We start from the raw sequence: 23,883 nt of genomic DNA on the forward strand, positions 1-23,883 counted from the left end.
GCGTCAGTGGAGCGTGGCGGCTTCCACGGCCGGGTAGGCGACTTCGCGGCCCATCATGGCGCGGGCGTAGAAGTAGTTGTTGCGGGTGCGCTCGCTCATCTGGTCGAGGTCCACATGGCCCTCGGCGTCGCACGGGAAGGCGAAGTCGTTGCCGCTGCGCAGCGAGCGGAAGCAGAGCTGGAAGGCGCTGGACTTGCTGCTGGTGCTGGTGCTGGATTCGAACATCTCGCTCTCCTCGATTCGCTTCGCCTTTCGGCATGAAGCAACTATCGGCGAGGACAGCGGTCGCCGCGATCAGCGCATGCTGAATCGCAGCCTCGGCGAAAGCCGGTTCGCAAGCACGGCGGGCACCGAGGGCGCCTAGGACGCGTCCTACGCCGAGCGAGCCTCCGGCGTACGGCGCAGCCAGAAGAATGGCCGCGCCAGGGGGTTCAGTCGATCGTCGCGCCGCTGCGCTTGATCACCGGCCCCCACTTGGCCAGTTCCGCCTGCATGAAGGCCGCGAACTGCGCCGGCGTGCCGGGCTCGGGGTCCATGTACTGCGCCTTGAGCTTCTCGTTGGTCGCCGGATCGCGCATCGCGGCCACGAACTCGTGGTTCAGGCGCTCGATGATCGGAGCCGGCGTGCCGGCGGGTGCGACGAGGCCGATCCAGGCGCTGCCGTCCATGGGAACGCCCGCTTCGCGCAGCGTGGGCACGTTGGGCAGCTGCGTCACGCGCCGCGCGGTGGACACGGCCAGGGCCTTGAGCTTGCCGGCCTGCACCTGCGGCATCACGGCCAGCGGCGCCAGGCTGACGATCTGCGTGTCGCCCTGCAGCACGCTGGTGACGGCCGCGGGCGAGGAGTTGTAGGGGACATGCACCACGAAGCTGTGCGTCAGCGACTTGAGCATCTCGATGCTCAGGTGCGACAGGCTGCCCACGCCGATGGACGCGTAGTTGTACTTGCCGGGGTTCCGGCGCAGCAGGTCCATCAGCTCCTTGAGCGTGTTCACGCCCAGGGACGGCGACACCGCGATCACGTTGGCCTGGTGCACGCCGAAGGTGATCGGCACCAGGTCGCGGAACGGGTCGTACGGCATCTTCCGGTACAGGACCGTGTTGTTCACCAGCGGCCCGGTGATCGAGGCGCCGATGGTGTAGCCGTCCGGCGCTGCCTTGGCCACCACGTCGGTGCCCAGGTTGCCGCCCGCGCCGGCGCGGTTCTCGATGACCACCGGCTGCTTCAAGCCCTGCGCGGCGCGGTCGCCCACGATGCGCGCGAACACGTCCGGCGTGGAGCCGGCGGCGAAGGGCACGACCAGGCGGATCGGCTTGGCGGGAAAGTCGCCCTGGGCGCGCGCGGCGGTCCAGGAGCTGGCGAGGATGGCGGCCGGCGCGGCGGCCAGCGCTTTCACGAGTTGGCGTCTTTGCGTCACTGCTTGTCTTGGAGCTCGGAGGAAGGGGGGATGGTCTCGGTGCGGCCGAAATGGTTTTGTTCGCATGCAATATACCCGGCCACGAGGGCCCGGTAGGCGGACTCGACCACGTCCGGCAGGCCTTCGAAGCCGCCGTTGAAGTCCGGCGCATGGCGCCGGGCCAGTTCGCGCACGTGTTCGAACACCTGCGCCTGGCGGGCCGGCGCGGTGACCTGGAAGGCGTCGCGCTTGAAGCGCGCGGCGTCCTTGACGTACATGGCGCGTTCGGCCAGCAGCTTCACGACGGCTTCGTCGATGCGGTCGATCTCGCGGCGCAGCTGCGCCAGGTTGGCGGCCAGCGGCCGGTAGTCCGGGTCGGTGAAGCGGCGCACGGGCGCGCCCTGCGGATCGGGCTCTAGCGCCGCCATCAGCCGACCCACTTGCGCGCGTTGTGCCAGATCTGCATCCACGGGCTGAACGCCGAAGCGTCGCCCGAAGTCCAGGACATCTGGATGTTGCGGAAGACGCGCTCCGGGTGCGGCATCAGCGCGGTGAAGCGGCCGTCGGCCGTGGTCACGGCCGTCAGGCCGCCGGCGCCGCCGTTCGGGTTGAACGGGTAGCGCTCGGTCGCCTGGCCGTGGTTGTCGACGAAGCGCATCGCGGCGATCGCCCTCGCCGCGTTGCCGCGCCGCGCGAAGTCGGGGTAGCCCTCGCCGTGGGCCACGGCGATCGGCAGCCGCGCACCGGCCATGCCCTGGAAGAACAGGCTGGGCGACTCCAGCACTTCCACCATCGACAGGCGCGCCTCGAAGCGCTCGCTGCGGTTGGTGGTGAAGCGCGGCCAGTCCTGCGCGCCCGGGATGATGTCGGCCAGCTCGGCGAACATCTGGCAGCCGTTGCACACGCCCAGGCCGAAGGTGTCCTGGCGCGCGAAGAAGTCCTGGAACTGGCGCGAGAGCACCGGGTTGAAGGTGATGCTGCGCGCCCAGCCGATGCCGGCGCCCAGCGTGTCGCCGTAGCTGAAGCCGCCGCAGGCGACCACGCCGATGAACTGCGAGAGGTCGTGGCGGACGGACTGCAGGTCCGTCATGTGGACGTCGATCGCGTCGAAGCCGGCCAGGGTGAAGGCGTAGGCCATTTCAACGTGGGAGTTGACGCCTTGCTCGCGGAGGATGGCGACACGCGGGCGGGTCAAATGGAGGGCCGGAGCGCCCCCACCCCCGCCCTCCCCCGGAGGGGGAGGGAGTGAACCCCCGACACTCCCTCCCCCTCCGGGGGAGGGTTGGGGTGGGGGCATCCCCGGGAGAAAGACATGCAGCCCCGGGTCATTCGCCTCCCCCGCCGCCGCATGCTCGCTGTCCGCGCACACCGGGTTGTCGCGCTGCTGGCAGATCTTCCAGCTCACGCTGTCCCACACCTGGTGCAGGTCCGCCAGCTTGGCGCTGAACACCGATTTGGTGTCGCGCCACACCTGGACTTCGCCCTTGCCGATATCCATCGCCGAATCCGCCGGCCGCGTCTTGCCGACGAAATGGGCATGCTTGGACAGGCCGTGCTGGCGCAGCACCTGCATCACGTCGTTGCGTTCCGCGGTGCGCACCTGCAGCAGCACGCCCAGCTCCTCGCTGAAGAGGGCCTTGAGCGTCAGTTCCTCGCGGCGCGCGCTGACCTGCGTCGCCCAGTTCTTTGCATCGCCGTATTCGGCGCGGCTGTCGCTGATGCCGTCGCCTTCGGTGACCAGCAGGTCGATGTTGAGCGCCACCCCCACGTGGCCCGCGAACGCCATCTCGCAGGCGGCGGCGAACAGGCCGCCGTCGCTGCGGTCGTGGTAGGCCAGGATGCGGCCCTGCGAGCGCAGTTCGTTGACGGCGGCAACGAGCTTGACCAGCTCCTGCGGGTCATCCAGGTCCGGCACCTCGCCGCCCGGCTGGCCCAGCACCTGCGCGAGGATGCTGCCGCCCATGCGGTTGCGCCCGCGCCCGAGGTCGACCAGCAGCAGCGTCGTGTCGTCGCTCGCCTGCAGTTGCGGCGTGAGCGTGCCGCGCACGTCGGGGAGGCTGGCGAAGGCGGTCACGATCAGGCTGACCGGGGAAGTGACCTTCTTCGTGCTGCCGGCCTCGCTCCACTGCGTGCGCATCGACAGGCTGTCCTTGCCCACCGGGATGGCCACGCCGATCTGCGGGCACAGTTCCATGCCCACGGCGCGCACCGTGTCGTACAGCGCGGCGTCTTCACCCGGTTCACCGCAGGCGGCCATCCAGTTGGCCGAGAGCTTCACGCGCGGCAGCGCGATGGGCGCGGCCAGCAGGTTGGTGATGGCCTCGGCCACCGCCATGCGGCCCGAGGCCGCCGCGTCCGTGCTCGCCAGCGGCGTGCGCTCGCCCATGCTCATGGCCTCGCCGGCGAAGCCCCGGTAGTCCGCCAGGGTCACGGCGCAGTCGGCGACGGGGACCTGCCATGGGCCGACCATCTGGTCGCGGTGCGTGAGCCCGCCGACGGTGCGGTCGCCGATGGTGACGAGGAAGCGCTTGGAGGCGACGGTGGGGTGGGCGAGGACCTGGATGGCGGCATCCTGCAGGGCGACGCCGGTGAGGTCCAGCGGGGCGACCGTACGCTGCACGCGCTGGACGTCGCGGTGCATCTTGGGGGGCTTGCCGAGGAGGACGTCCAGGGGCATGTCGACGGGGGTGTCGGCGGGCAGAGTGCCCCCACCCCCGCCCTCCCCCGGAGGGGGAGGGAGCAAGTCATCGCCGTCGGAGACAAGCAGGCGGCGTTCTTCCGTCGCCACGCCCACCACCGCGAACGGGCAGCGTTCGCGCTCGCAGAAGGCGCGGAACTGCTCCAGCGAGTCCGGCGCGATCGCCATCACATAGCGTTCCTGGCTCTCGTTGCACCAGATTTCCTTCGGCGCGAGCCCCGATTCCTCCAGCGGCACGCGCTTCAGGTCGAAGCGCGCGCCGCGGCCGGCGTCGTTGGTGAGTTCGGGGAAGGCGTTCGACAGGCCGCCCGCGCCCACGTCGTGGATCGCGAGGATCGGGTTCTTCTCGCCCAGCTCCCAGCACCGGTTGATCACTTCCTGCGCGCGCCGCTCGATCTCCGGGTTGCCGCGCTGCACCGAATCGAAATCGAGTTCGGCGGTGTTGGTGCCGGTGGCCATCGACGAAGCGGCGCCGCCGCCCATGCCGATGCGCATGCCGGGGCCACCGAGCTGGATCAGCAAGGTGCCCGCCGGGAACGGAATCTTGTGGGTGAGCCCGGCGTCGATGAAGCCGAGGCCGCCCGCGATCATGATCGGCTTGTGGTAGCCACGCACCACGCCCGCCACTTCCTGCTCGTATTCGCGGAAATAACCCAGCAGGTTGGGCCGGCCGAACTCGTTGTTGAAGGCCGCCCCGCCCAGCGGGCCCTCCGTCATGATCTGCAGGGGGCTGGCGATGTGCTCGGGCTTGCCGAACTTGCCGTCCCACAGCTTCGACACGGTGAATCCCGTGAGGCCGGCCTTCGGACGCGCACCGCGCCCGGTCGCGCCCTCGTCGCGGATCTCGCCGCCCGCGCCGGTCGATGCACCGGGAAAGGGCGAGATCGCCGTGGGGTGGTTGTGCGTCTCCACCTTCATCAGCACGTGGTGGGTCGCCTCGCCGGCGCCGTACCGGCCGCCCTCGCCCGGCACGAAGCGCTCCACGCGGTGGCCTTCCATCACCGCGGCGTTGTCCGCGTAGGCCACGATGGTGTGTTCGGGGTGCGCCTGGTGGGTGTTGCGGATCATGCCGAACAGGCTCTTGTCCTGCGGCTGGCCGTCGACGGTGAAGGTGGCGTTGAAGATCTTGTGGCGGCAGTGCTCGCTGTTCGCCTGCGCGAACATCATCAGCTCGACGTCCGTGGGGTTGCGCGCCAGGCCGGTGAAGGCCTGCACCAGGTAGTCGATCTCGTCGTCGGCCAGGGCCAGGCCGAAGCGGCGATTGGCCTCTTCCAGCGCGCTGCGGCCGCCGCCGAGCACGTCCACGTGCTCCATCGGTTGCGCCTGCAGCTCGGTGAACAGGTGCTCCGCTTCGTCCAGCCCGGGCATGACGCTTTCCGTCATGCGGTCGTGCAGCAGGCCGGCCACGGCGGCAAGCTGCGCCGGCTCGAGCTGCGGCTTGCCCAGCCAGCCCGAGGCGAGCTGCAGCCGGTATTCGACCGCGCGCTCGATGCGCCGGATCGCGATGCCGCAGTTGTGCGCGATGTCGGTGGCCTTGGAAGCCCAGGGCGAGACGGTGCCCAGGCGCGGCGTGACGACCAGCAGCGGGCCCGCGGTAGGCCCGGCGTAAGGCTCGCCATAGGTCAGCAGGGCCGCGAGCCGCTCGCGTTCCTGCGCCGTGAAGGCGTGCTCGCTCGCCACCAGGTGGACGTAGCGTGCCGCGATGCCGCTGATCTTGGGATGCACCGCTTGCAGGCGCGGCAGGAGTTGCTGGATCCGGAAGTCGCTGAGGGCCTGGCCGCCCTCGAACTCGGTGATGTGCAGGGACACTGTGCTGAAGCCTTGAGCGATGGGGCGCCGGCAGCCGCTGACTGGGGCCGCCAGGGAGAGCCCAGCATTCTACCTGCGAGGGTTTGGCTGCTCTGGGATAATCCCACGCATGGGTATCACGATCAAAGACGAAGCAGGCATCCAGGGGATGCGCACCGCCGGACGGCTGGCCGCGGAGGTCCTGGACTATCTGACGCCGCTGATCAAGCCCGGCGTCACCACCAGGGAAATCGACCAGTGGGCCGCCGAATGCATGGCCAGCCAGGGCACCACCTCCGCCACGCTGGGCTACCAGCCGGCCGGCTACCCGCCCTACCCCGCGTCGCTGTGCACCTCGGTGAACAACGTCGTGTGCCACGGCATCCCCAACGACAAGCCGCTCAAGAAGGGCGACATCGTCAACGTGGACGTCACCGTGATCAAGGACGGCTGGTACGGCGACACCAGCCGGATGTTCGTCGTCGGCGACGCGTCCATCGCGGCCAGGCGGCTGGTGGGCATCACCTTCGATGCGATGTGGCACGGCATCATCCAGGTCAAGCCCGGCATCCGCCTGGGCGACATCGGCTGGGCGATCCAGAAGTTCGCCGAATCCAACGGCTTTTCCGTCGTGCGCGAGTTCTGCGGCCACGGCATCGGCCGCAACTTCCACGAGGAGCCGCAGGTGCTGCACTACGGCAAGCCCGGCACGCTGGAAGAACTGAAGCCCGGCATGACCTTCACCATCGAGCCCATGATCAACGCGGGCCGGCGCGACGTGAAGGAATTCGGCAACGACGGCTGGACCATCGTCACCAAGGACCATTCGCTGTCCGCCCAGTGGGAACACACGGTGCTGGTCACCGAGACGGGCTACGAGGTGCTGACGCTGTCGGAAGGCAGCCCGCCGCCGCCGGCGTTCGTGAAGGGATGAGCCGCTCCAGCGTCGTCCCCGCCCCGGCGGGGACCCAGGAAGCCCTGGATTCCCGAGCGCGCGGGAATGACGCCCCACCGGCCGACGTGGCGCGCGTCGGCGTCGCCTACAAGCAGCGCAAGGGCGGGCTGCTCGCCGATTTCAGCGCCAACGGCAGCACCCGCAGCGTCAAGGGCCTGCTGCAGGCCCTGAGCCAGCTCGCCGACGACACCCTCAAGCTGCTGTGGCAGGAGGCGGGCATGCCGGCCGGCGTCGCGCTGGTGGCGGTCGGCGGTTTCGGCCGCGGCGAGCTGTTCCCCTACTCCGACGTCGACGTCCTGATCCTGATGCCCGACGGCATCTCGCCGGACCACGACCCCACGCTCAAGCACCGCATCGAGCGCTTCATCGGCAGCTGCTGGGACGCCGGCCTGGAGATCGGCTCCAGCGTGCGCAGCGTCGACGAATGCCTGGCGCAGGCCGCCGAGGACGTGACGGTGCAGACGGCGCTGATCGAATCGCGCCTGATCACCGGCTCGCGCAAGCTGTTCATGGAATTCCAGGCGCGCACCCGCTCGCGCATCGACCCGGGCGCCTTCTTCACGGCCAAGACGCTGGAGATGCGCCAGCGGCACAACAAGTACGAGAACACCCCCTACGCGCTGGAGCCGAACTGCAAGGAATCGCCCGGCGGGCTGCGCGACCTGCAGGTGATCCTGTGGGTGGCCAGCGCGGCCGGCTTCGGCAAGAGCTGGGACGAACTCGCGCGCCGCGGGCTGGCGACGCCCTTCGAGGCGCGCCAGATCAAGAACAACGAGGCGCTGCTGTCGCTGATCCGCGCGCGCCTGCACATCGTGGCGGGCCGGCGCGAGGACCGGCTGGTGTTCGACCTGCAGAACGCGGTGGCCGACTCCTTCGGCTACAAGGCCGTGATGCGCGCGGACGGCCGCATGGTGGCGCGCGCCAGCGAGCGCCTGATGAAGCGCTTCTACTGGGCGGCCAAGGCGGTGGCACAGCTGAACCAGATCCTGCTGCTGAACATCGAGGAGCGGCTCAATCCGCTGGCAGCGGAGTCGCGCCCGATCAACGACCGCTTCCTGGAGAAGGCCGGGATGATCGAGGTGGCCAGCGACGACCTGTACCTGAAGCACCCGCGCGCCATCCTCGAGACCTTCCTGCTGTTCCAGACCACGCCCGGCGTCAAGGGCTTCTCGGCCCGCACGCTGCGCGCGCTGTACAACGCGCGCAAGGTGATGGATGCGAGCTTCCGCAACGACCCGGTCAACCATTCCACCTTCCGCGCCATGCTGATGGCGCCGCAGGGCATCACGCATGCCATGCGCCTGCTGAACCAGACCTCGGTGCTGGGGCGCTACCTCTGGGTGTTCCGCCGCATCGTCGGCCAGATGCAGCACGACCTGTTCCACGTCTACACGGTGGACCAGCACATCCTGATGGTGCTGCGCAACGTGCGGCGCTTCTTCCTCGCCGAACACGCCCACGAGTACCCGTTCTGCTCGCAGCTCGCCGCCGGCTGGGACAAGCCCTGGATCCTCTACACCGCGGCGCTGTTCCACGACATCGCCAAGGGCCGCGGCGGCGACCACTCCGAGCTGGGCGCGCGCGAAGTGCGGCGCTTCTGCAGGCAGCACGGCATCCCGCCGGAAGACTGCAAGCTGGTCGAATTCCTGGTGCGCCACCACCTCCTCATGAGCAACGTGGCGCAGAAGCAGGACCTGGGCGACCCGGCGGTGATCAAGGCCTTCGCCGAGCGCGTGGGCAACGAGCGCTACCTCACCGCGCTGTACCTGCTGACGGTCTCCGACATCCGCGGCACCAGCCCCAAGGTCTGGAACGCCTGGAAGGGCAAGCTGCTGGAGGACCTGTACCGCTACACGGTGCGCACCCTGGGCGGCGCCGCACCCGACCCGCGCGCCGAGGTGGAGGCGCGCAAGCGCGACGCCCTGGTGCAGCTGCAGCTCTATGCGCTGCCCTTCGAGGCACACAAGAAGCTGTGGGACACGCTGGACGTCGGCTACTTCATGCGCCACGAGGCCGGCGACATCGTCTGGCACACCCGCCACGTCTCGCGCCACGTCGGCACGGCCAAGGTGATCGTGCGCGCGCGCATGTCGCCGGTGGGCGAAGGCCTGCAGATCCTGGTCTACACCGCCGACCAGCCGGACCTGTTCGCGCGCATCTGCGGCTATTTCGACCACGCCGGCTTCAGCATCCTGGACGCCAAGATCCACACGGCCACCAACGGCTACGCGCTGGACACCTTCCAGGTCGTCACGGCCATGCTGCCGGAGCACTACCGCGAGCTGTGCAGCATGGTGGAATCGGACCTCGCGCACGTGATCGCCGCCGCCGGAGCGCTGCCCGCCCCCAGCAAGGGCCGCGTGTCGCGCCGCGTCAAGAGCTTCCCGATCCCGCCGCGGGTGGACCTGCAGCCGGACGAGAAGGCGCAGCGCTGGCTGCTGACCGTCTCGGCCAGCGACCGCGTCGGCCTGCTCTATTCCATCGCGCGCGTGCTGGCCCGCCACAAGCTGAACCTGCAGCTCGCCAAGGTCACCACGCTGGGCGAGCGGGTGGAAGACATCTTCCTGATCGACGGGCCCGAGCTGCAGCAGAACAGGAAGCAGATCGAGATCGAGACCGAGCTGCTCGAGGCGATCGCGGCCTGAGGCGCGCGCCGGCGCGCAGGGACGGCTTCAGTCGTCGTCCGCCTGCGCCAGCTCCGGGAACAGGACCTCCGTGAAGCCGAAGCGGCTGAAGTCGCGCACCCGCATCGGGTACAGCTTGCCCACCAGGTGGTCGCATTCGTGCTGCACCACCCGGGCATGAAAACCTTCGACCTCACGTTCGATGCGCTGTCCCTTCTCGTCGAAGCCGCTGTAGCGGATGCGGCGCCAGCGCGGCACCACGGCGCGCAGCCCCGGCACGGACAGGCAGCCTTCCCAGTCGTCCTCCTCCTCGTCGCCCAGAGGCGTGAGCTGCGGGTTGATCAGCACCGTGCGCGGGACGGGCGGCGCGTCCGGGTAGCGCGGATTGGGGGCGTCGGTGCCGAAGATCACCAGCTGCACGTCCTCCCCGATCTGGGGCGCGGCGAGGCCGGCGCCGTTGGCGGCCAGCATGGTGTCCTGCATGTCGGCGATCAGGGCGTGCAGTTGCGGGGTGTCGAAGGCGCGTACCGGCTGCGCCACACGCAGCAGGCGTGGATCCCCCATCTTCAGGATTTCTCGTACGGGCATGGTTCCGGAGCATACGCGCGCAACGCACTGCTGGTATCTTGTCCGGAATGGAACACGAAGCGCAGGCAGCACCCCGCGGACTCACGGCTCCTGCCCGCTGGGCGCTGCAGGCGCTGGCCGGCGTGTGCGTGGTGCTGGGCCTGGTCGGCATCGTGGTGCCGGTGCTGCCGACGGTGCCCTTCCTGCTGGTGGCCGCCTGGGCCGCCTCGCGCAGCTCGCCGCGGCTGCACCGCTGGCTGCTCACGCACCCGCGCTTCGGCCGCCCGCTGCGCGAGTGGGAAGAAGCCGGCATCGTCCCGCGCTCGGCCAAGTGGTTCGCCACCACCATGATTGTCGTCAGCGGCTCCGTGATGGCCTATGTCGTGCCGGCCGGCTGGCGCCCGGTCGCCTTCGCCGGGCTCGTCGCGATGGTCCTCGTGCTGGTGTGGCTGTGGCGGCGGCCGGAGCATCGCTCCGGCAGCGGTTCGTAAAGGCCTGGCGTCAGCCGGCGAGCAGCCGGCGCAGCCCGTCCTCGTCCAGCACCGCCACGCCCAGTTCGCGCGCCTTGTCCAACTTGCTGCCTGCTTCGGCGCCCGCGACGACGTAATCGGTCTTCTTGCTGACGGAGCCGGCCACCTTGGCGCCGGCGGCCTCCAGCATCTCCTTGGCCTCGTCGCGCGACAGGTTCGGCAGCGTGCCGGTCAGCACCACCGTCTTGCCGGCCAGCGGCTTGGGCGCCTGCACCGCGGGCGCGCCCTCTTCCCAGTGCACGCCGCAGGCACGCAGCTGCTCGATCACCTCGCGGTTGTGCGGCTGGCGGAAGAACGCGTGGATGCTCTCGGCGACCACCGGCCCGACATCCGGCACCTCCAGCAGCTGCTCCACGCTCGCATCCATGATCGCGTCGAGCTGGCCGAAGTGCCGCGCGAGGTCGCGCGCGGTGGACTCGCCGACATGCCGGATGCCCAGCCCGTAGAGGAAACGCGGCAGCGTGGCCGACTTCGACTGCTCCAGCGCGGCCAGCAGGTTCTGGGCGGATTTGTCGCCCATGCGCTCCAGGGCGACGAGGCCCTGCAGCCCGAGCCGGTACAGGTCCGGCAGCACGCGGATCACGTTGGCGTCCACCATCTGGTCCACCAGCTTCTCGCCGAGGCCTTCGATGTCCATGGCGCGGCGCTGCGCGAAATGCAGGATCGCGTGCTTGCGCTGCGCGGCGCAGAACAGGCCGCCGGTGCAGCGATGGTCCGCCTCGCCTTCCTCGCGCACGGCGGCCGAGCCGCACACCGGGCAGGTCGCAGGCATGTGGAATTCCTTCGCGCCCGGTACGCGCTTGTCGGCGACCACGGCGACCACTTCCGGGATCACGTCGCCCGCGCGGCGCACGATGACGGTGTCGCCGACGCGCACGTCCTTGCGGTGGACCTCGTCCTCGTTGTGCAGCGTGGCGTTGGTGACCGTGACGCCGCCCACGAACACCGGCACCAGCCGCGCCACCGGGGTCAGCTTGCCGGTGCGGCCGACGTACACGTCGATCGCTTCGACGGTGGTGAGCTGCTCCTGCGCCGGGAACTTGTGCGCCACCGCCCACCGGGGCTCGCGCGTGACGAACCCGAGCTGCCTTTGCAGCGCGAGGCTGTTGACCTTGTAGACGACCCCGTCGATGTCGAACGGCAGGCTGTCGCGCTCGCGGCCCACCGCCTGGTGGTAGGCGACGAGTTCCTCGGCGCCGCGCGCGAGCACCGTGCGGTCGGAAACGGGGAAGCCCCAGGCCTTGAGCGCCTGCAGCACCTCGTGATGCGTCTCGAAGGCCGGGCCGCCTTCGATTTCGCCCCAGCCGTAGGTGTAGAAACTCAGGGGCCGCTGGCGGGCGATGGCGGGATCGAGCTGCCGCACCGCGCCGGCGGCGGCGTTGCGCGGGTTGACGAAGGTCTTCTCGTTCTTCTCGCCGCGGGCGATCTTTTCGCGCTGCTGCTCGTTCAGGCGCTCGAAGTCGTCGCGGCGCATGAAGACTTCGCCGCGGACCTCGAGGACCGGCGGGGGCGCGCCGGCCGCCCTCACCCCGGCCGCCCTCACCCCGGCCCTCTCCCGCGAGCGGGAGAGGGAGAGATTCAGGGGGATCTGGCCGATGGTGCGGATGTTCTGGGTGACGTCTTCGCCGATCTCGCCGTCGCCGCGGGTGGCGGCCTGCACCAGCACGCCGTGTTCGTAGCGCAGGCTGATCGCCAGGCCGTCGAACTTCAGTTCGGCGACGTATTCGATGGGCGGGTCGCCTTCCTTGAGCCCCAGCTCGCGGCGCACCCGGGCGTCGAAGTTGCGCGCGCCGCTGGCCTCGATGTCGGTCTCGGTGCGGATCGACAGCATCGGCACCTTGTGGCGCACCTTGGCGAAGGCGTCCAGGGGCTTGCCGCCGACACGCTGCGTCGGCGAGTCGGGCGTGCGCAGCGCCGGATGCTGCTCCTCCAGCGCCTGCAGTTCGGCGAACAGCCGGTCGTATTCGGCATCCGGGATTTCCGGGGCATCGAGCACGTAGTACCGGTGGGCGTGATGGTGCAGCAGCTCGCGCAGGGCGTCGGCGCGTTCCTGGATCCGGGCGGGGATGGTCATGAAAAAAGGCGCCGCGCCTGCGGCGACCCCGCCGAGAGGTCGCGCGCATCCAGCGTGTCGTACAGCTGTTCGAGGTCGGCGCCGATCACGTCCAGCGCCTGGGACGGGATCACGCGGCCGTCGTCGTCGGTGATCAGTCCGTCCATCGAGGCGGCCAGCGCGATGGCGGCGTCGCGCATGCGAACGAAGGGCTGCTCCGTGCGGGGCACCTGCGGCACGTCCAGGCTCAGGGTCAGCTCGCGGATGGCGGAATGGGCCGGATCGTCGGCCAGCGCGGCCTGGCTGGAAAAGGCCAGGCCCAGCACCGGCGGGCCGCCCGGCACCGCGGCCGGCAGCACCATGCGGCCGGGGATGGAGCCCGCGACGAAGCCCAGGCGCCCGGCGTTCTGCTGCACGTAGCCGGGGCTCCAGGCGGCGTTGCGCGCGCGCAGGGTGAAGCCAAGTTGCGCATCGTGCGAGCCGGCGAACTGGTCCAGCTCGCGGGCCCGCGCCACCTCGTCGCGCATCTCGGGGAACGCCGGCTCGCCGTTCACCGCGTCGGCGAAGGCCTGCGCCTTGATCACGAATTCCGAGAACTCGATCTCGTTGAGGGCGCCCTTGCGGTTGGCCAGTTGCACGCCGGCCTGGAAGGCGGTGTAGCGCTGGCCGGCGCGCGGCGTCTCCCATTCCTGGGTGGCCTCGTTGCGGCCCTCGATCGCGAACGGCTTGCTGCCGGCGCGGCGCGTGGGCGGCAGGACCGACAGCGCCAGTTCGCCCGACACCGGGGCGTCCACCGCGATCGGGGCGAGCACGTCGATCAGGGCGTCGAGGCCGGGGCGTCGTTCCGGCACGGGCAGCGGCGCGAGCGGCGCATCGTCGAACACGGGTTCCGTGCGCTCCGGCGGGGCATCGACCGCGGCCGCGGCCACGGTCGCCGCCTGCGGCTGGCGCGGCGTGTTGCGGCGGGTGGTCCAGGCGTTCCAGGCGACGAGGGCGGCGAGGACGGAGCCGCCGAGGAGGGCGAGGCCGACGGTGAAGGAAGTCATGGCTGGCCCTCACCCCTGCCCATGGCACCCCGAGAAGCAAAGCTTCCCGGGGACCCCGCATCTCCCGCAAGCGGGAGAGGGAGTGAAATGCGCTGCGCGGGGCTCATGCGGCTTCGGCCATCGACACGGCGGATTCCATGTCCACCGCCACGATGCGCGAGACGCCCTGCTCCTGCATGGTCACGCCGATCAGCTGTTCGGCCATCTCCATCGCGATCTTGTTGTGGCTGATGAAGAGGAACTGCGTTTCCTTGCTCATGCTGCTCACGAGCTTGGCATAGCGCTCCGTGTTCGCGTCGTCCAGCGGCGCGTCCACCTCGTCCAGCAGGCAGAAGGGCGCCGGATTGAGCTGGAAGATCGCGAACACCAGCGCGATGGCCGTCAGCGCCTTCTCGCCGCCCGAGAGCAGGTGGATGGTCTGGTTCTTCTTGCCGGGGGGCTGCGCCATCACCTGCACGCCCGAGTCGAGGATCTCCTCGCCCGTCATCACCAGCCTCGCATTGCCGCCGCCGAACAGCTCCGGGAACATGCGGCCGAAGTGCTCGTTGACGGTCTGGAAGGTGCTTCCGAGCAGCTCGCGCGTCTCGCCGTCGATCTTGCGGATCGCGTCCTCCAGCGTCGTCATCGCCTCGTTCAGGTCCTTCGACTGCGCATCGAGGAATTGCTTGCGTTCGCGCGCCGTGCTCAGTTCCTCCAGCGCCGCCAGGTTCACCGCGCCCAGCGCCGCGATCTCGCGGTGGCTGCGGTCGATCTCCGACTGCAGGCCCGCCAGGCGCACGTTGTTCTCGGCCACGGACTTGCCCACGGCTTCCAGGTCCGCCTGGGCGTCCAGCAGCAACTGCGTGTACTGCTCCAGGCCCAGGCGCGCCGCCTGTTCCTTCAGTTGCAGCTCGGTGATGCGCTGGCGCAGCGGATCGAGCTCGCGTTCGAACTGCAGCCGGCGCTCGTCGCTGGCGCGCAGCTTGGCGGTGAGGTCGTCGTATTCGCTGCGCCGGGCGCCCAGCACCTGCTCGCGTTCGGACTTCAGCTCCAGCGCCGACTGCAGGCCCGCCTGCGCGGCCGCGTCGGTCAGGCGCGCGAGTTCGGCGGTCGCGCGTTCCTGCTCGCCCGCGAGCGAGCCGGCCTGCTGCGTGGCCGTCTCGATGGCCCGCTGCAGCTCCCCGCGCCGCGCTTCCAGCGCGCGCTGCGCGAACTGCGCTTCCTGCGCCTGGCGCTCCAGGCTGCGATGCTGCTCGCGCGCTTCGGCCAGCTTGCGCTCGGCCTCGATCACGCGTTCGTCGAGCTGCGCATGCCGCTCCTGGCTGTCGGCCAGCTGCATGTCCAGTTCCTCGAAGCGCCCTTCGGCGGCCACGCGCTTCTCCTGCAGTTCCTCCAGCAGGGCGTCGACTTCGGCGAGGTCGGAGCCGATCTGCTCGCTGCGGGCGCGGGTCTGTTCCGCCAGCTGCGTCAGGCGCAGCGTTTCCACCTGCAGTTCATGCGCGCGGCTCTGGCTCTCCGCGGCCTCGCGGCGCGCACCGGTGAGGCGCTGCGCGGCGTCGCTGTAGGCGGCCTCGGCGCGCACCAGGGCCGAGCGCGCTTCCTCGGCGATCAGCGCCTGCGCGCGCAGCTGCTTTTCGAGGTTCTCGATCTCCTGCTGGCGGGCCAGCAGGCCCGCCTGCTCCGAATCCTGCGCATAGAAGCTGACGCTGTGCGCCGTCACGGCATGGCCGGACTTCACGAAGAGGGTCTCGCCGGGCTGCAGCTTGTCGCGCGCGGCCAGCGCTTCTTCCAGCGTGGCCGCCGTGTAGCAGCCGTGCAGCCAGTCGCCCAGCAGCGCCTTCTGGCCGGCGTCGTTCAGGCGCAGCAGGTCGGCCAGGCGCGGCAGCGCCGGCGCGACTTCCGGCACGGCGGCGGCGGGTGCGTGATAGAAGGCCAGCTTGGCCGGCGGGGCGTCGCCCGCAAAGGAGCGCACCATGTCCAGCCGCGAGACTTCCAGCGCGTTCAGACGCTCGCGCAGCGCCGCTTCCAGCGCGCTTTCCCAGCCCTGTTCGATGTGGATCTTCGTCCACAGGCCCTGCATGCCGGCCAGGCCGTGCTTGGCCAGCCAGGGCTGCAGCTTGCCGTCGGTGCGGACCTTGTCCTGCAGCGCCTTGAGCGCCTCCATGCGCGCCGACAGGTCCGCCTGCCGGCCGCCCTGGGCGTTCACGTCCTGCTGTTTCGCGCGGCGGTCCTCGTCGAGCTGCGGCACCTGCTCCTGCAACTCGTGCAGGCGGGCGTCGGCGGTCTCGGCGGCTTCCTGCGCCGAGGCCAGCTGCTGCTGCAGGTTGGCCAGGCGCTGTTCGTCGGGAGCGGCCAGTGCATTGCGGTCGGCCACCAGGCGCTCGCGCCGCTGGTTCAACTGCCGCGACTGTTCCTCGATGTTGCGCTGGTCGGCCGCCAGCACCTGGATCTGCTGCTGCACCTGGGTGACGGCGACCCGTTGCTCGGAGGCGCGCGACTGCGCCTGGCGCAGGGCGTCTTCCAGGTCGGGCAGTTGCATGCCCTGCTCCTCGACCTGCGCAGCCAGCAGCGTGGCCTTCTCTTCGCCTTCGAGAGCCAGCCCGGCGAGGTTTTCGGTCTCGGCCTCGGCTTCCTCCTTGCGCGTGGACCACTGCGCGGCCTGCTCCTTCAGCTGGACCAGCCGCTGCTCGACGCGCTGGCGGCCCTCCACCACGAAGCGGATCTCCGCTTCCAGCCGGCCGACCTCGGCGCTCGCCTCATAGAGCTGGCCCTGGGCCTGGTTCACCTGGTCGCCGGCGGCGTAATGGGCTTGGCGGATCGTCTCGAGTTCGCTCTCCACGCGCCGCAGGTCCGCCACGCGCGACTCGAGGTCGTTCACGGCCTTGTCGGCATCCGCCTTGACGCGGGCCTGGTCCGTCTCGGCCTCGGCGCGCTTGAGGAACCACAGCTGCGACTGCTTGAGCGTGACGTCGGCCTGCAGCTGGTTGTACCTGGCCGCCACCTCGGCCTGCTTTTCGAGCTTCTCCAGGTTGGAGTTCAGCTCGCGCAGGATGTCCTCGACGCGCGTCAGGTTCTCGCGCGTGTCGTGCAGACGGTTCTCGGTCTCGCGCCGGCGCTCCTTGTACTTGGACACGCCCGCGGCCTCTTCCAGGAACAGGCGCAGCTCCTCGGGCTTGGATTCGATGATCCGGCTGATCGTGCCCTGGCCGATGATGGCGTAGGCGCGCGGCCCCAGGCCCGTGCCCAGGAACACGTCCTGCACGTCGCGCCTGCGCACCGGCTGGTTGTTGATGTAGTAGCTGGAGGTGCCGTCGCGCGTCAGCACGCGCTTGACGGCGATCTCGGCGAACTGGGCCCACTGGCCGCCGGCCCGGTGGTCGGCGTTGTCGAACACCAGTTCGACCGAGGACCGCGAAGCCGGCTTGCGGGTGGTCGTGCCGTTGAAGATCACGTCCTGCATGGACTCGCCGCGCAGTTCGCTGGCCTTGGACTCGCCCAGCACCCAGCGCACGGCATCCATGATGTTGGACTTGCCGCAGCCGTTGGGGCCCACCACGCCCACGAGTTGCCCCGGCAGCAGGAAGTTGGTGGGTTCGGCAAAGGACTTGAACCCGGAAAGCTTGATCGATGTGAGACGCACGGCCCCTCGCCCTTGTCACTACGCAATGGACAGCGCCGGCAGGAGGCTGGGCGACGCGTGTCGCACAGCGCCCACTGCCGGCGTCTTGGGGGGACATGATAACTGCTGCGGTCGGGGGGCTCGCCGCGTGCGACGACGCAACAAAATGTCGCCAAACCGGGGAAAAGTGCCAATTTAGGCCCGGTCATTGGGGTGATCCCGGTTCTGCAGGCCGGCCGCGGCGTTACCCAATGTCGCCGGGCTTTCAAACACAACAAGGGAACGACAGATGAACACCCCGGTCGCCACCAGCTACCAGCCGCTGTACGTCGCCATCTCCTATGCGATCTCGGTCCTGGGCGCCTTCGTCGCCCTGAACTCCGCCGCCCGGATCCGCCAGGCCGACGGCAGCATCAGCGTCGGCAACACCATTGCCGCCGGCCTCGCGCTCGGCGGCATCGGCGTCTGGTCGATGCACTTCATCGGCATCCTGGCCCTCAAGCTGGACGTGGCCAGCAGCTACGCCATGGCCGAGACGCTGGTCTCGCTCTTCGCCGCCGTCGCGGCCACGGCCCTGGCGCTGGGATTCGTCGCCCAGGCGCCGGAGCGCCTCGGCCGGCTGCTCGGCGCCGGCTTCGTCCTGGGCATGGGCGTGGTGCTGATGCACTACCTGGGCATGTGGGGCATGAAGATCGCCGGCTACGTCCGCTGGGACATGGCCGTGGTCGCGCTGTCGGCGGCGATCGCCGTGGTGGCCGCCACCGCCGCCCTGTGGCTGGCGTTCAACACGCGCGGCGTCGTCATGCGCTTCGCGGCCGCGCTGGTCATGGGCGTCGCGGTCTGCGCGATGCATTACACGGGCATGCACGCGGCCGAGTTCATCTGCACGTCCGACCCCACCGTGGCGCCGGACCGCTTCGGCTATGTCGGCGAGGCTTCCCTGCCCTTCGTGGTGGGCCTGGTCGCCGTGGTGGTGGCGGGGCTGATCGCCGCGTACCACACCTGGCAGGACTCCGCGGTCTACGACACGGAGGATTTCGGCGCCTCGATCCGCTGACGGCGGCGCGCCCCCGGCCGCGCCGGGTTCTGGCACAAACGGGGCATGGCGGGCAAGGTCCTGATCGGCGTTTCGGGCTGGCGCTACACCCCCTGGCGCGGCCATTTCTATCCCGCGGGGCTGCCGCAGTGGCGCGAGCTGCAGCACGCCTCGCGCGTGTTCAACTCGCTCGAGCTGAATGGCTCGTTCTATTCGCTGCAGCGCCCTTCCAGCTACGCGACGTGGGCGCAGCACACGCCCGGCGGCTTCGTGTTCGCCGTCAAGGGCAGCCGCTACATCACGCACATGCTGAAGCTGCGCAACATCGAGGTGGCGCTGGCGAACTTCCTCGCCTCCGGGCTGTTCGAGCTGGGCGAGAAGCTGGGGCCCATCCTGTGGCAGTTCCCGCCCGCGATGCGCTTCCACCCGGAGGTGTTCGAGGCCTTCTTCCGGCTGCTGCCGGCCAGCACGCACGAGGCGGCCAGGATCGCGGTCCAGCGCGACGAGCGCCTGCAGGGCCGCGAGCGCCTGGAGCCGGGACGCAACCGCCGCATCCGGCACGCCGTGGAAGTGCGGCACGAGAGCTTCGTCACGCCGGAGTTCATCCGCCTGCTGCGCAAGTACCGCATCGCCTGGGTCGTGGCCGACACGCCCAGGCCGTGGCCGCTGTACGAGGACGTGACTTCGGATTTCGTCTACATGCGGCTGCACGGCTCGACCGAGCTGTACAACAGCCGCTACACGACGCAGGAACTGGAACGCTGGGCGCGCTTCATCGCCACCTGGCGCGATGGCGGCGAGCCGGACGATGCCCGCCTGGTCTGCCCCGTGCGTGCGCGCGAGCGCGGCGGTCGCGACGTCTTCTGTTACTTCGACAACACGGACAAGCGGCATGCGCCCGACAACGCCCGCGAGCTGATGGCGATGCTGGGCGTGACCTGGAAGCCCGAACCCGCGGCTGCCTAGAATCGGCGCATGCCCACCCGCCGACGCCTCCTTGTCGCCGCCCCCCTGGCCCTGCTCGCAGGCTGCGCGACGCGCTTCTACGACGAGCAGCAGGCCGAGGCGGCCGCGCCGCAGCTGCGGCTGCAGAACCCCGGCCTGGCCCCGAGCAGCGGCGACGTCATCGCGGCGAAGGCCGGCGACCTGCTGCCGGGCGACATCATCCTGTCGGCCGCCAACGGCGTCACCTCCATGGGCATCCGGCTGGTGACGCTGGCCCCGGTAAGCCACGCCTCGCTGTACGTCGGCGGCGGCGACATCGCGGAGGCGGTGGGCGAAGGCATCCGGCGCCGGCCCATGGAGCGCTTCCTGGAGGAGGAAGCCACGGCCGTCGCCTTGCGCCATCCGGCCGTGCGCGAAGAGCACGTGCAGTTGATGAACGCCTTCGTGGCGGACACCGTCGGCCAGAAATACAACCTGATGGGCGTGATGCTGCAGGCGCCCTTCGCCATCGACCGCAAGCTGTGCGAACTGCCGCTCACGCCCAGTCTCGTGCGCGACTTCTGCCTGCAGGGCCTCGGCGCCATCCACCTCGGGCTGGGCCGCAGCGACACCTTCTTCTGCTCGCAGTTCGTGCTGGAGGCCTACCGGCGCGCGGGCCTGCCGCTCACGGCAGCCGACCCGCGCCTGCTGAGCCCCGCCGACCTGCTGCACATGCGGGAGGGCGACGTGCCCTCCGTGCGCAGCCACCAGGCGCTGCTGTACGTCGGGCACCTCAAGGTGCAGCCGCCGGCCTGAGCGTCAGCTGCCGATGTGCATCGAGAACTGCGCTCCATCCGAGTGGCGGCAGTTGCCGGTGCCCAGCGTCGGCGAGTTCATCGTGTAGCGGCAGCTCAGGAAGCTGCCCCGGCTGCCGGCGCCGTTGGCCACGCCGTCCTTCGGGGAGCCCGCGACCCGCGTCGCCTCGCCCATGAAGCTCTCGCCGCCGATGGCGGTGGAGAAATGGCCGCGGCCGTTGAGGTCGTTGGTGACGACCGCGGCGACCACGCCGTAGACGCCGGCCAGTTCGTTGGCCGGGTACAGCCGCGCGGTGAAGGTGACGGGCGCCGGGGGCGCCGCCGGCACCACCACGGTGGGCCCGCCGGTCACGGGCGCCGGCTGCATCGGCACGACGTAGCAGCCGGCAAGCGCCAGCACCGACAGGGCGGCAACGGTCTGCAGGGCGCGGTGGGGACGGAAAGCGATCTTCATGGAGATCCTCGGAAGCCCAGGCATATGCCTGTGCGATGGACTGTGTCCGGGGATCGCCGTGGAAGAGGCAGAAAAGTGAACCCGAAGCAGGCTCGGATACCGCCGGTATCGTCAGACGCTACCGACCGCCGCGCGGTCCGCCCGCCGCGGGTCCATCACCGCGAACCACAGCGGCGGCACCGTCGCCAGGAGGATGCAGCCCGAATAGCCGGTGGGCAGCTGCGGCCCCGGCAGCGGCTCCAGCTGCGCGAAGGGCTTGGCGGCGTGCATGTGGTGGTCCGAATGCCGCTGCAGATTCGCCAGCAGGCTGTTGGACAGCACGTGGTCGGCGTTCCAGGCATGCGCGACGCCGAAAGGCTCCGGCCGGCCGTCGGCCTGCACGCGCCGCTGCAGCCCGTAGTGCTCGATGTAGTTCACCGTCTCCAGCAGCCACACGGCGAAGGCGGACTGCCCGACCCAGAAGGCGAGCAGCTTCCATTGCCCCAGGGCTGCCAGCGCAAGCAGCCAGGCGACGCTGGCGGCGGTCGCCCACAGCAGCGGGCTGGCGAGCCAGCCGCGGTGCCTGCGCGCCAGCTGCCTGCCTTCCAGCTCCCAGGCGCTGCGCAGGCTGCCCGCCAGCGTGCGGGGCAGGAAGGCCCACAGGCTCTCGCCCGCACGCGCCGAGGCGGGATCCTCGCGGGTGGCGGCTCGCACATGGTGACCGCGGTAATGCTCCACCATGAACTGCGGATAGCCCACCAGCGTCATCAGCACCCATCCGAGCGCACGGTCCGCGCGGTGCCGGCTGTGGCCCAGCTCGTGGGCGAAGGTGATGCCCTGCGCGCCGGTCACGAAGCCCACCGCGATGGCGACGCCGGCCAGCGTCGGCCAGGAGGCGTTCATCGCCGCGGTCGCGCCGGCGAACAGCAGGGCCACTTCGAGGGGAACGAACAGGCGCAGCACCCAGCGCAGCGATTCGCCTTCGGCCAGCGGCGCCGGCGAGCGCGCCAGCGCCGGGATGAAGGCTTCGAGCGCCGCGATGAGGAACAGGACACCGAGGGCGACGAAGCCGGCGGCGTGCGGGCGCTGCGAGACCGAATGCACCGTGAGCGCGGGCAGCAGCAGCCCGAGCAGGAAGCGCAGGTCGCTGGCACGCAGGGTGTTCGCCTTCATGGCGGCATTGGAGCGCCGGCGCGGGCCAAGGTCAATCGCCGCGCTGGGATAATCGCCGGATGAATCCCCTGCTGTCCCGGCTGCAGCCCTATCCCTTCGAGCGCCTGCGGCAGCTCTTTGCCGGCATCACGCCGAATCCCGCCTTGCGGCCCATCAGCCTGGGCATCGGCGAGCCCAAGCACCCCACGCCCGCCTTCATCAAGCAGGCGCTGGCCGCCGCCATGGAAATGCCCGGCAGCGACCTCGCCGGCTACCCGCCCACGGCCGGCACGCCGCAGCTGCGCGAGGCCTGCGCCGCCTGGCTGCAGCGCCGCTACGGCCTGCAGGTGGACGCCGCCACGCAGGTCCTGCCCGTCAATGGTTCGCGCGAGGCCCTGTTCGCCTTCGCGCAGACCGTGATCGACCCCACGCGCCCCGCCGTGGTGGTCTGCCCCAATCCGTTCTACCAGATCTACGAGGGCGCGGCCCTGCTGGCGGGGGCCGAGCCGTTCTACGCGCCCAGCGATCCGGCGCGCAACTTCGCCGTGGACTGGGACAGCGTGCCCGAGGCGACCTGGGCGAAGACGCAGCTGCTGTACGTCTGCTCGCCGGGCAACCCCACCGGCGCCGTGATGCCGCTGGACGAGTGGCGCAAGCTGTTCGCGCTGCAGGACCGGCACGGCTTCATCATCGCCTCCGACGAGTGCTACAGCGAGATCTACTTCCGCGACGAGCCGCCGCTGGGCGGGCTGGAGGCGGCGGCGAAGCTGGGGCGCCAGGACTTCCGCGGGCTGGTGGCCTTCACCAGCCTGTCCAAGCGCAGCAACGTGCCCGGCATGCGCAGCGGCTTCGTGGCCGGCGACGCGCAGGTCCTCAGGCAGTTCCTGCTCTATCGCACCTACCACGGCAGCGCGATGAGCCCGATCGTGCAGCACGCCAGCGCGGTCGCCTGGAGCGACGAGCAGCACGTGGTGGACAACCGCGAGCAGTACCGCCGCAAGTTCGCCCAGGTCGCGCCGCTGCTGGAGCAGGTGCTGGACGTGCGGCTGCCCGATGCGAGCTTCTACCTGTGGGCCGGCGTGCGCGGCAGCGACACCGCTTTCGCCCGCGACCTGCTGGCTCAATACAATGTGACGGTGCTGCCGGGCAGCTACCTCGCGCGCGAAGCGGGTGGCTTCAATCCCGGCGCCGGTCGCGTGCGCATGGCGCTGGTGGCGGACACCGCCGAATGCCTCGAAGCCGCGCAGCGCATCGTCCAGTTCGTGCAATCCAGGCCCTGAGAAATCCTCCCCAAATGACCCAGCAGCTCCAGCAAATCATCGACCAGGCGTGGGACGACCGCGCCAACCTCTCGCCCAAGGGCGCGCCCAAGGAAGTGACCGAGGCCGTCGACCACGTGATCGGCGAACTCAATACCGGCAAGCTGCGCGTGGCCACCCCCCAGGGCGTCGGCCAGTGGACGGTGAACCAGTGGGTGAAGAAGGCGGTGCTGCTGTCGTTCCGCCTGAACGACAACGTGCTGATGAAGAGCGGCGAACTCGCGTTCTTCGACAAGGTGCCCACCAAGTTCTCGCATCTGTCGGCCGAGGAGATGGCCGCAACCGGCGTGCGCGTGGTGCCGCCGGCCGTGGCGCGCCGCGGCGCGTTCATCGCCAAGGGCGCGATCCTGATGCCCTCGTACGTGAACATCGGCGCCTACGTCGACGAAGGCACGATGGTGGACACCTGGGCCACGGTCGGCTCCTGCGCGCAGGTCGGCAAGAACGTGCACCTGTCCGGCGGCGTGGGCCTGGGCGGCGTGCTGGAGCCGCTGCAGGCCAATCCGACCATCATCGAGGACAACTGCTTCATCGGCGCCCGCTCGGAAGTCGTGGAGGGCGTGATCGTGGAGGAGAACTCGGTGATCTCCATGGGCGTCTACATCGGCCAGAGCACCCCGATCTACGACCGCGCCACGGGCGAGGTGAGCTACGGCCGCATCCCGGCCGGCTCGGTGGTGATTTCCGGCAGCCTGCCGAAGGACAACGGCAGGTACAGCCTGTACGCGGCGATCATCGTCAAGCGGGTGGACGCGCAGACGCGCGCCAAGACCAGCCTGAACGATCTGCTGCGGGACTGAGACAGAACAACGTCATTCGCGCCGACAAGCACGTCATTCCCGCGAAAAACCCCGTCATTCCCGCGCCGGCGGGAATCCAGGGCTTCCGCGGCAGACGCTGACGACCGCAAAATGCACTGGATCCCCGCCTCCGCGGGGACGACGGGAA

Annotated in this window: 19 protein-coding genes; 9 read left to right on the forward strand and 10 right to left on the reverse strand. The window is 70.0% G+C overall.

What is annotated here, in order from left to right:
* Positions 1-3: 3 nt before the first annotated feature.
* Entirely contained in the window at positions 4-225 is a 222-nt protein-coding gene (locus WG923_RS13340; RefSeq protein WP_340351459.1) for a hypothetical protein, read from the reverse strand.
* On the opposite strand from WG923_RS13340, the gene WG923_RS13345 reads away from it, so the two are divergent.
* Positions 194-364 (forward strand): hypothetical protein, encoded by a 171-nt coding sequence (locus tag WG923_RS13345; RefSeq protein WP_340351460.1) that lies wholly within the window; start codon positions 194-196, stop codon positions 362-364. The two genes, WG923_RS13340 and WG923_RS13345, sit on opposite strands and share 32 nt — an antisense overlap.
* 67 nt (positions 365-431) lie before the next feature.
* Here the strand turns inward: WG923_RS13345 and WG923_RS13350 are convergent, their stop codons facing one another.
* The 3 genes from WG923_RS13350 to purL are packed head-to-tail and all read right to left on the reverse strand — an operon-like array spanning position 432 to position 5,904.
* Positions 432-1,397 carry a Bug family tripartite tricarboxylate transporter substrate binding protein gene (locus WG923_RS13350; protein WP_340351461.1) on the reverse strand — a complete coding sequence of 322 codons (966 nt, stop codon included), beginning with the start codon at positions 1,395-1,397 and terminating at the stop codon, positions 432-434.
* Positions 1,398-1,414: 17 nt separating this feature from the next.
* The gene (locus tag WG923_RS13355) at positions 1,415-1,825 is read right to left on the reverse strand and encodes a chorismate mutase (RefSeq protein WP_340351462.1); all 411 of its coding nucleotides are present in this window, start codon (positions 1,823-1,825) and stop codon (positions 1,415-1,417) included.
* Positions 1,825-5,904 (reverse strand): phosphoribosylformylglycinamidine synthase, encoded by a 4,080-nt coding sequence (gene purL / locus WG923_RS13360; protein ID WP_340351463.1) that lies wholly within the window; start codon positions 5,902-5,904, stop codon positions 1,825-1,827. Before purL ends, WG923_RS13355 begins: the two co-directional genes overlap by 1 nt.
* A 109-nt stretch (positions 5,905-6,013) precedes the next feature.
* Between purL and map the strand changes: the two genes are divergently transcribed.
* Positions 6,014-6,817, forward strand: coding sequence for a type I methionyl aminopeptidase (gene map / locus WG923_RS13365; protein ID WP_340351464.1), 804 nt, complete (start codon positions 6,014-6,016; stop codon positions 6,815-6,817).
* A complete protein-coding gene (locus tag WG923_RS13370; RefSeq protein ID WP_340351465.1) occupies positions 6,814-9,483 on the forward strand; it encodes a [protein-PII] uridylyltransferase in 2,670 nt (889 codons plus the stop codon). Before map ends, WG923_RS13370 begins: the two co-directional genes overlap by 4 nt.
* Before the next feature lie 27 nt (positions 9,484-9,510).
* On the opposite strand, the gene def is transcribed toward WG923_RS13370, so the two are convergent.
* Entirely contained in the window at positions 9,511-10,050 is a 540-nt protein-coding gene (def, locus tag WG923_RS13375; protein WP_340351466.1) for a peptide deformylase, read from the reverse strand.
* Between the two features lie 47 nt (positions 10,051-10,097).
* Between def and WG923_RS13380 the strand changes: the two genes are divergently transcribed.
* The gene (locus WG923_RS13380; protein ID WP_340351467.1) at positions 10,098-10,520 is read left to right on the forward strand and encodes a YbaN family protein; all 423 of its coding nucleotides are present in this window, start codon (positions 10,098-10,100) and stop codon (positions 10,518-10,520) included.
* A gap of 10 nt (positions 10,521-10,530) precedes the next feature.
* Here WG923_RS13380 and ligA read toward each other — a convergent pair whose 3' ends face one another.
* The 3 genes from ligA to smc all read right to left on the reverse strand — a co-directional run bounded on the left by ligA (position 10,531) and on the right by smc (position 17,277).
* A complete protein-coding gene (ligA, locus tag WG923_RS13385; protein WP_340351468.1) occupies positions 10,531-12,633 on the reverse strand; it encodes an NAD-dependent DNA ligase LigA in 2,103 nt (700 codons plus the stop codon).
* Entirely contained in the window at positions 12,630-13,658 is a 1,029-nt protein-coding gene (locus WG923_RS13390) for a cell division protein FtsZ (protein ID WP_340351469.1), read from the reverse strand. The genes ligA and WG923_RS13390 overlap by 4 nt, the downstream gene beginning before the upstream one ends.
* A 103-nt stretch (positions 13,659-13,761) precedes the next feature.
* Positions 13,762-17,277, reverse strand: a complete 3,516-nt coding sequence (gene smc, locus WG923_RS13395) for a chromosome segregation protein SMC (protein WP_340351470.1) — start codon at positions 17,275-17,277, stop codon at positions 13,762-13,764.
* Between the two features lie 268 nt (positions 17,278-17,545).
* Here smc and WG923_RS13400 point away from each other — a divergent pair, with 268 nt between their 5' ends.
* Genes WG923_RS13400 through WG923_RS13410 form a run of 3 tightly spaced genes read left to right on the forward strand, consistent with a single transcriptional unit; the run spans position 17,546 to position 20,032 of the window.
* Positions 17,546-18,313, forward strand: coding sequence for an MHYT domain-containing protein (locus WG923_RS13400; RefSeq protein ID WP_340351471.1), 768 nt, complete (start codon positions 17,546-17,548; stop codon positions 18,311-18,313).
* Positions 18,314-18,358: 45 nt separating this feature from the next.
* Positions 18,359-19,258, forward strand: a complete 900-nt coding sequence (locus WG923_RS13405; RefSeq protein WP_340351472.1) for a DUF72 domain-containing protein — start codon at positions 18,359-18,361, stop codon at positions 19,256-19,258.
* A 9-nt stretch (positions 19,259-19,267) separates the two neighbouring features.
* Positions 19,268-20,032, forward strand: a complete 765-nt coding sequence (locus tag WG923_RS13410) for a distant relative of cell wall-associated hydrolase (protein WP_340351473.1) — start codon at positions 19,268-19,270, stop codon at positions 20,030-20,032.
* Positions 20,033-20,035: 3 nt separating this feature from the next.
* Here WG923_RS13410 and WG923_RS13415 read toward each other — a convergent pair whose 3' ends face one another.
* Together WG923_RS13415 and WG923_RS13420 are read right to left on the reverse strand one after the other, a co-directional pair.
* Positions 20,036-20,485, reverse strand: a complete 450-nt coding sequence (locus WG923_RS13415; RefSeq protein ID WP_340351474.1) for a hypothetical protein — start codon at positions 20,483-20,485, stop codon at positions 20,036-20,038.
* A 111-nt stretch (positions 20,486-20,596) separates the two neighbouring features.
* A complete protein-coding gene (locus WG923_RS13420) occupies positions 20,597-21,637 on the reverse strand; it encodes an alkane 1-monooxygenase (RefSeq protein WP_340351475.1) in 1,041 nt (346 codons plus the stop codon).
* A 59-nt stretch (positions 21,638-21,696) separates the two neighbouring features.
* Here WG923_RS13420 and dapC point away from each other — a divergent pair, with 59 nt between their 5' ends.
* Together dapC and dapD are read left to right on the forward strand one after the other, a co-directional pair.
* Positions 21,697-22,896, forward strand: a complete 1,200-nt coding sequence (gene dapC, locus WG923_RS13425) for a succinyldiaminopimelate transaminase (protein WP_340351476.1) — start codon at positions 21,697-21,699, stop codon at positions 22,894-22,896.
* A 14-nt stretch (positions 22,897-22,910) separates the two neighbouring features.
* Positions 22,911-23,735: a 2,3,4,5-tetrahydropyridine-2,6-dicarboxylate N-succinyltransferase gene (gene dapD / locus WG923_RS13430; RefSeq protein WP_340351477.1), complete on the forward strand. Its 825-nt coding sequence runs from the start codon at positions 22,911-22,913 to the stop codon at positions 23,733-23,735.
* Positions 23,736-23,883: the final 148 nt, after the last annotated feature.

Source organism: Ramlibacter sp. AN1133 (genome assembly GCF_037890035.1).
In the GTDB taxonomy this organism is placed as follows: Bacteria; Pseudomonadota; Gammaproteobacteria; order Burkholderiales; family Burkholderiaceae_C; genus Ramlibacter.

Excerpts from the sequence above, each read along its gene's own strand:
- WG923_RS13420 (WP_340351475.1), bottom strand. The coding sequence starts at position 21,637 with ATGAAGGCGAACACCCTGCGTGCCAGCGACCTGCGCTTCCTGCTCGGG.
- WG923_RS13390 (WP_340351469.1), bottom strand. The coding sequence starts at position 13,658 with ATGACTTCCTTCACCGTCGGCCTCGCCCTCCTCGGCGGCTCCGTCCTC.
- dapC (WP_340351476.1), top strand. The coding sequence starts at position 21,697 with ATGAATCCCCTGCTGTCCCGGCTGCAGCCCTATCCCTTCGAGCGCCTG.
- dapD (WP_340351477.1), top strand. The coding sequence starts at position 22,911 with ATGACCCAGCAGCTCCAGCAAATCATCGACCAGGCGTGGGACGACCGC.
- WG923_RS13340 (WP_340351459.1), bottom strand. The coding sequence starts at position 225 with ATGTTCGAATCCAGCACCAGCACCAGCAGCAAGTCCAGCGCCTTCCAG.
- WG923_RS13415 (WP_340351474.1), bottom strand. The coding sequence starts at position 20,485 with ATGAAGATCGCTTTCCGTCCCCACCGCGCCCTGCAGACCGTTGCCGCC.
- WG923_RS13355 (WP_340351462.1), bottom strand. The coding sequence starts at position 1,825 with ATGGCGGCGCTAGAGCCCGATCCGCAGGGCGCGCCCGTGCGCCGCTTC.
- map (WP_340351464.1), top strand. The coding sequence starts at position 6,014 with ATGGGTATCACGATCAAAGACGAAGCAGGCATCCAGGGGATGCGCACC.
- def (WP_340351466.1), bottom strand. The coding sequence starts at position 10,050 with ATGCCCGTACGAGAAATCCTGAAGATGGGGGATCCACGCCTGCTGCGT.
- WG923_RS13380 (WP_340351467.1), top strand. The coding sequence starts at position 10,098 with ATGGAACACGAAGCGCAGGCAGCACCCCGCGGACTCACGGCTCCTGCC.
- WG923_RS13370 (WP_340351465.1), top strand. The coding sequence starts at position 6,814 with ATGAGCCGCTCCAGCGTCGTCCCCGCCCCGGCGGGGACCCAGGAAGCC.
- WG923_RS13400 (WP_340351471.1), top strand. The coding sequence starts at position 17,546 with ATGAACACCCCGGTCGCCACCAGCTACCAGCCGCTGTACGTCGCCATC.
- ligA (WP_340351468.1), bottom strand. The coding sequence starts at position 12,633 with ATGACCATCCCCGCCCGGATCCAGGAACGCGCCGACGCCCTGCGCGAG.
- WG923_RS13410 (WP_340351473.1), top strand. The coding sequence starts at position 19,268 with ATGCCCACCCGCCGACGCCTCCTTGTCGCCGCCCCCCTGGCCCTGCTC.
- WG923_RS13405 (WP_340351472.1), top strand. The coding sequence starts at position 18,359 with ATGGCGGGCAAGGTCCTGATCGGCGTTTCGGGCTGGCGCTACACCCCC.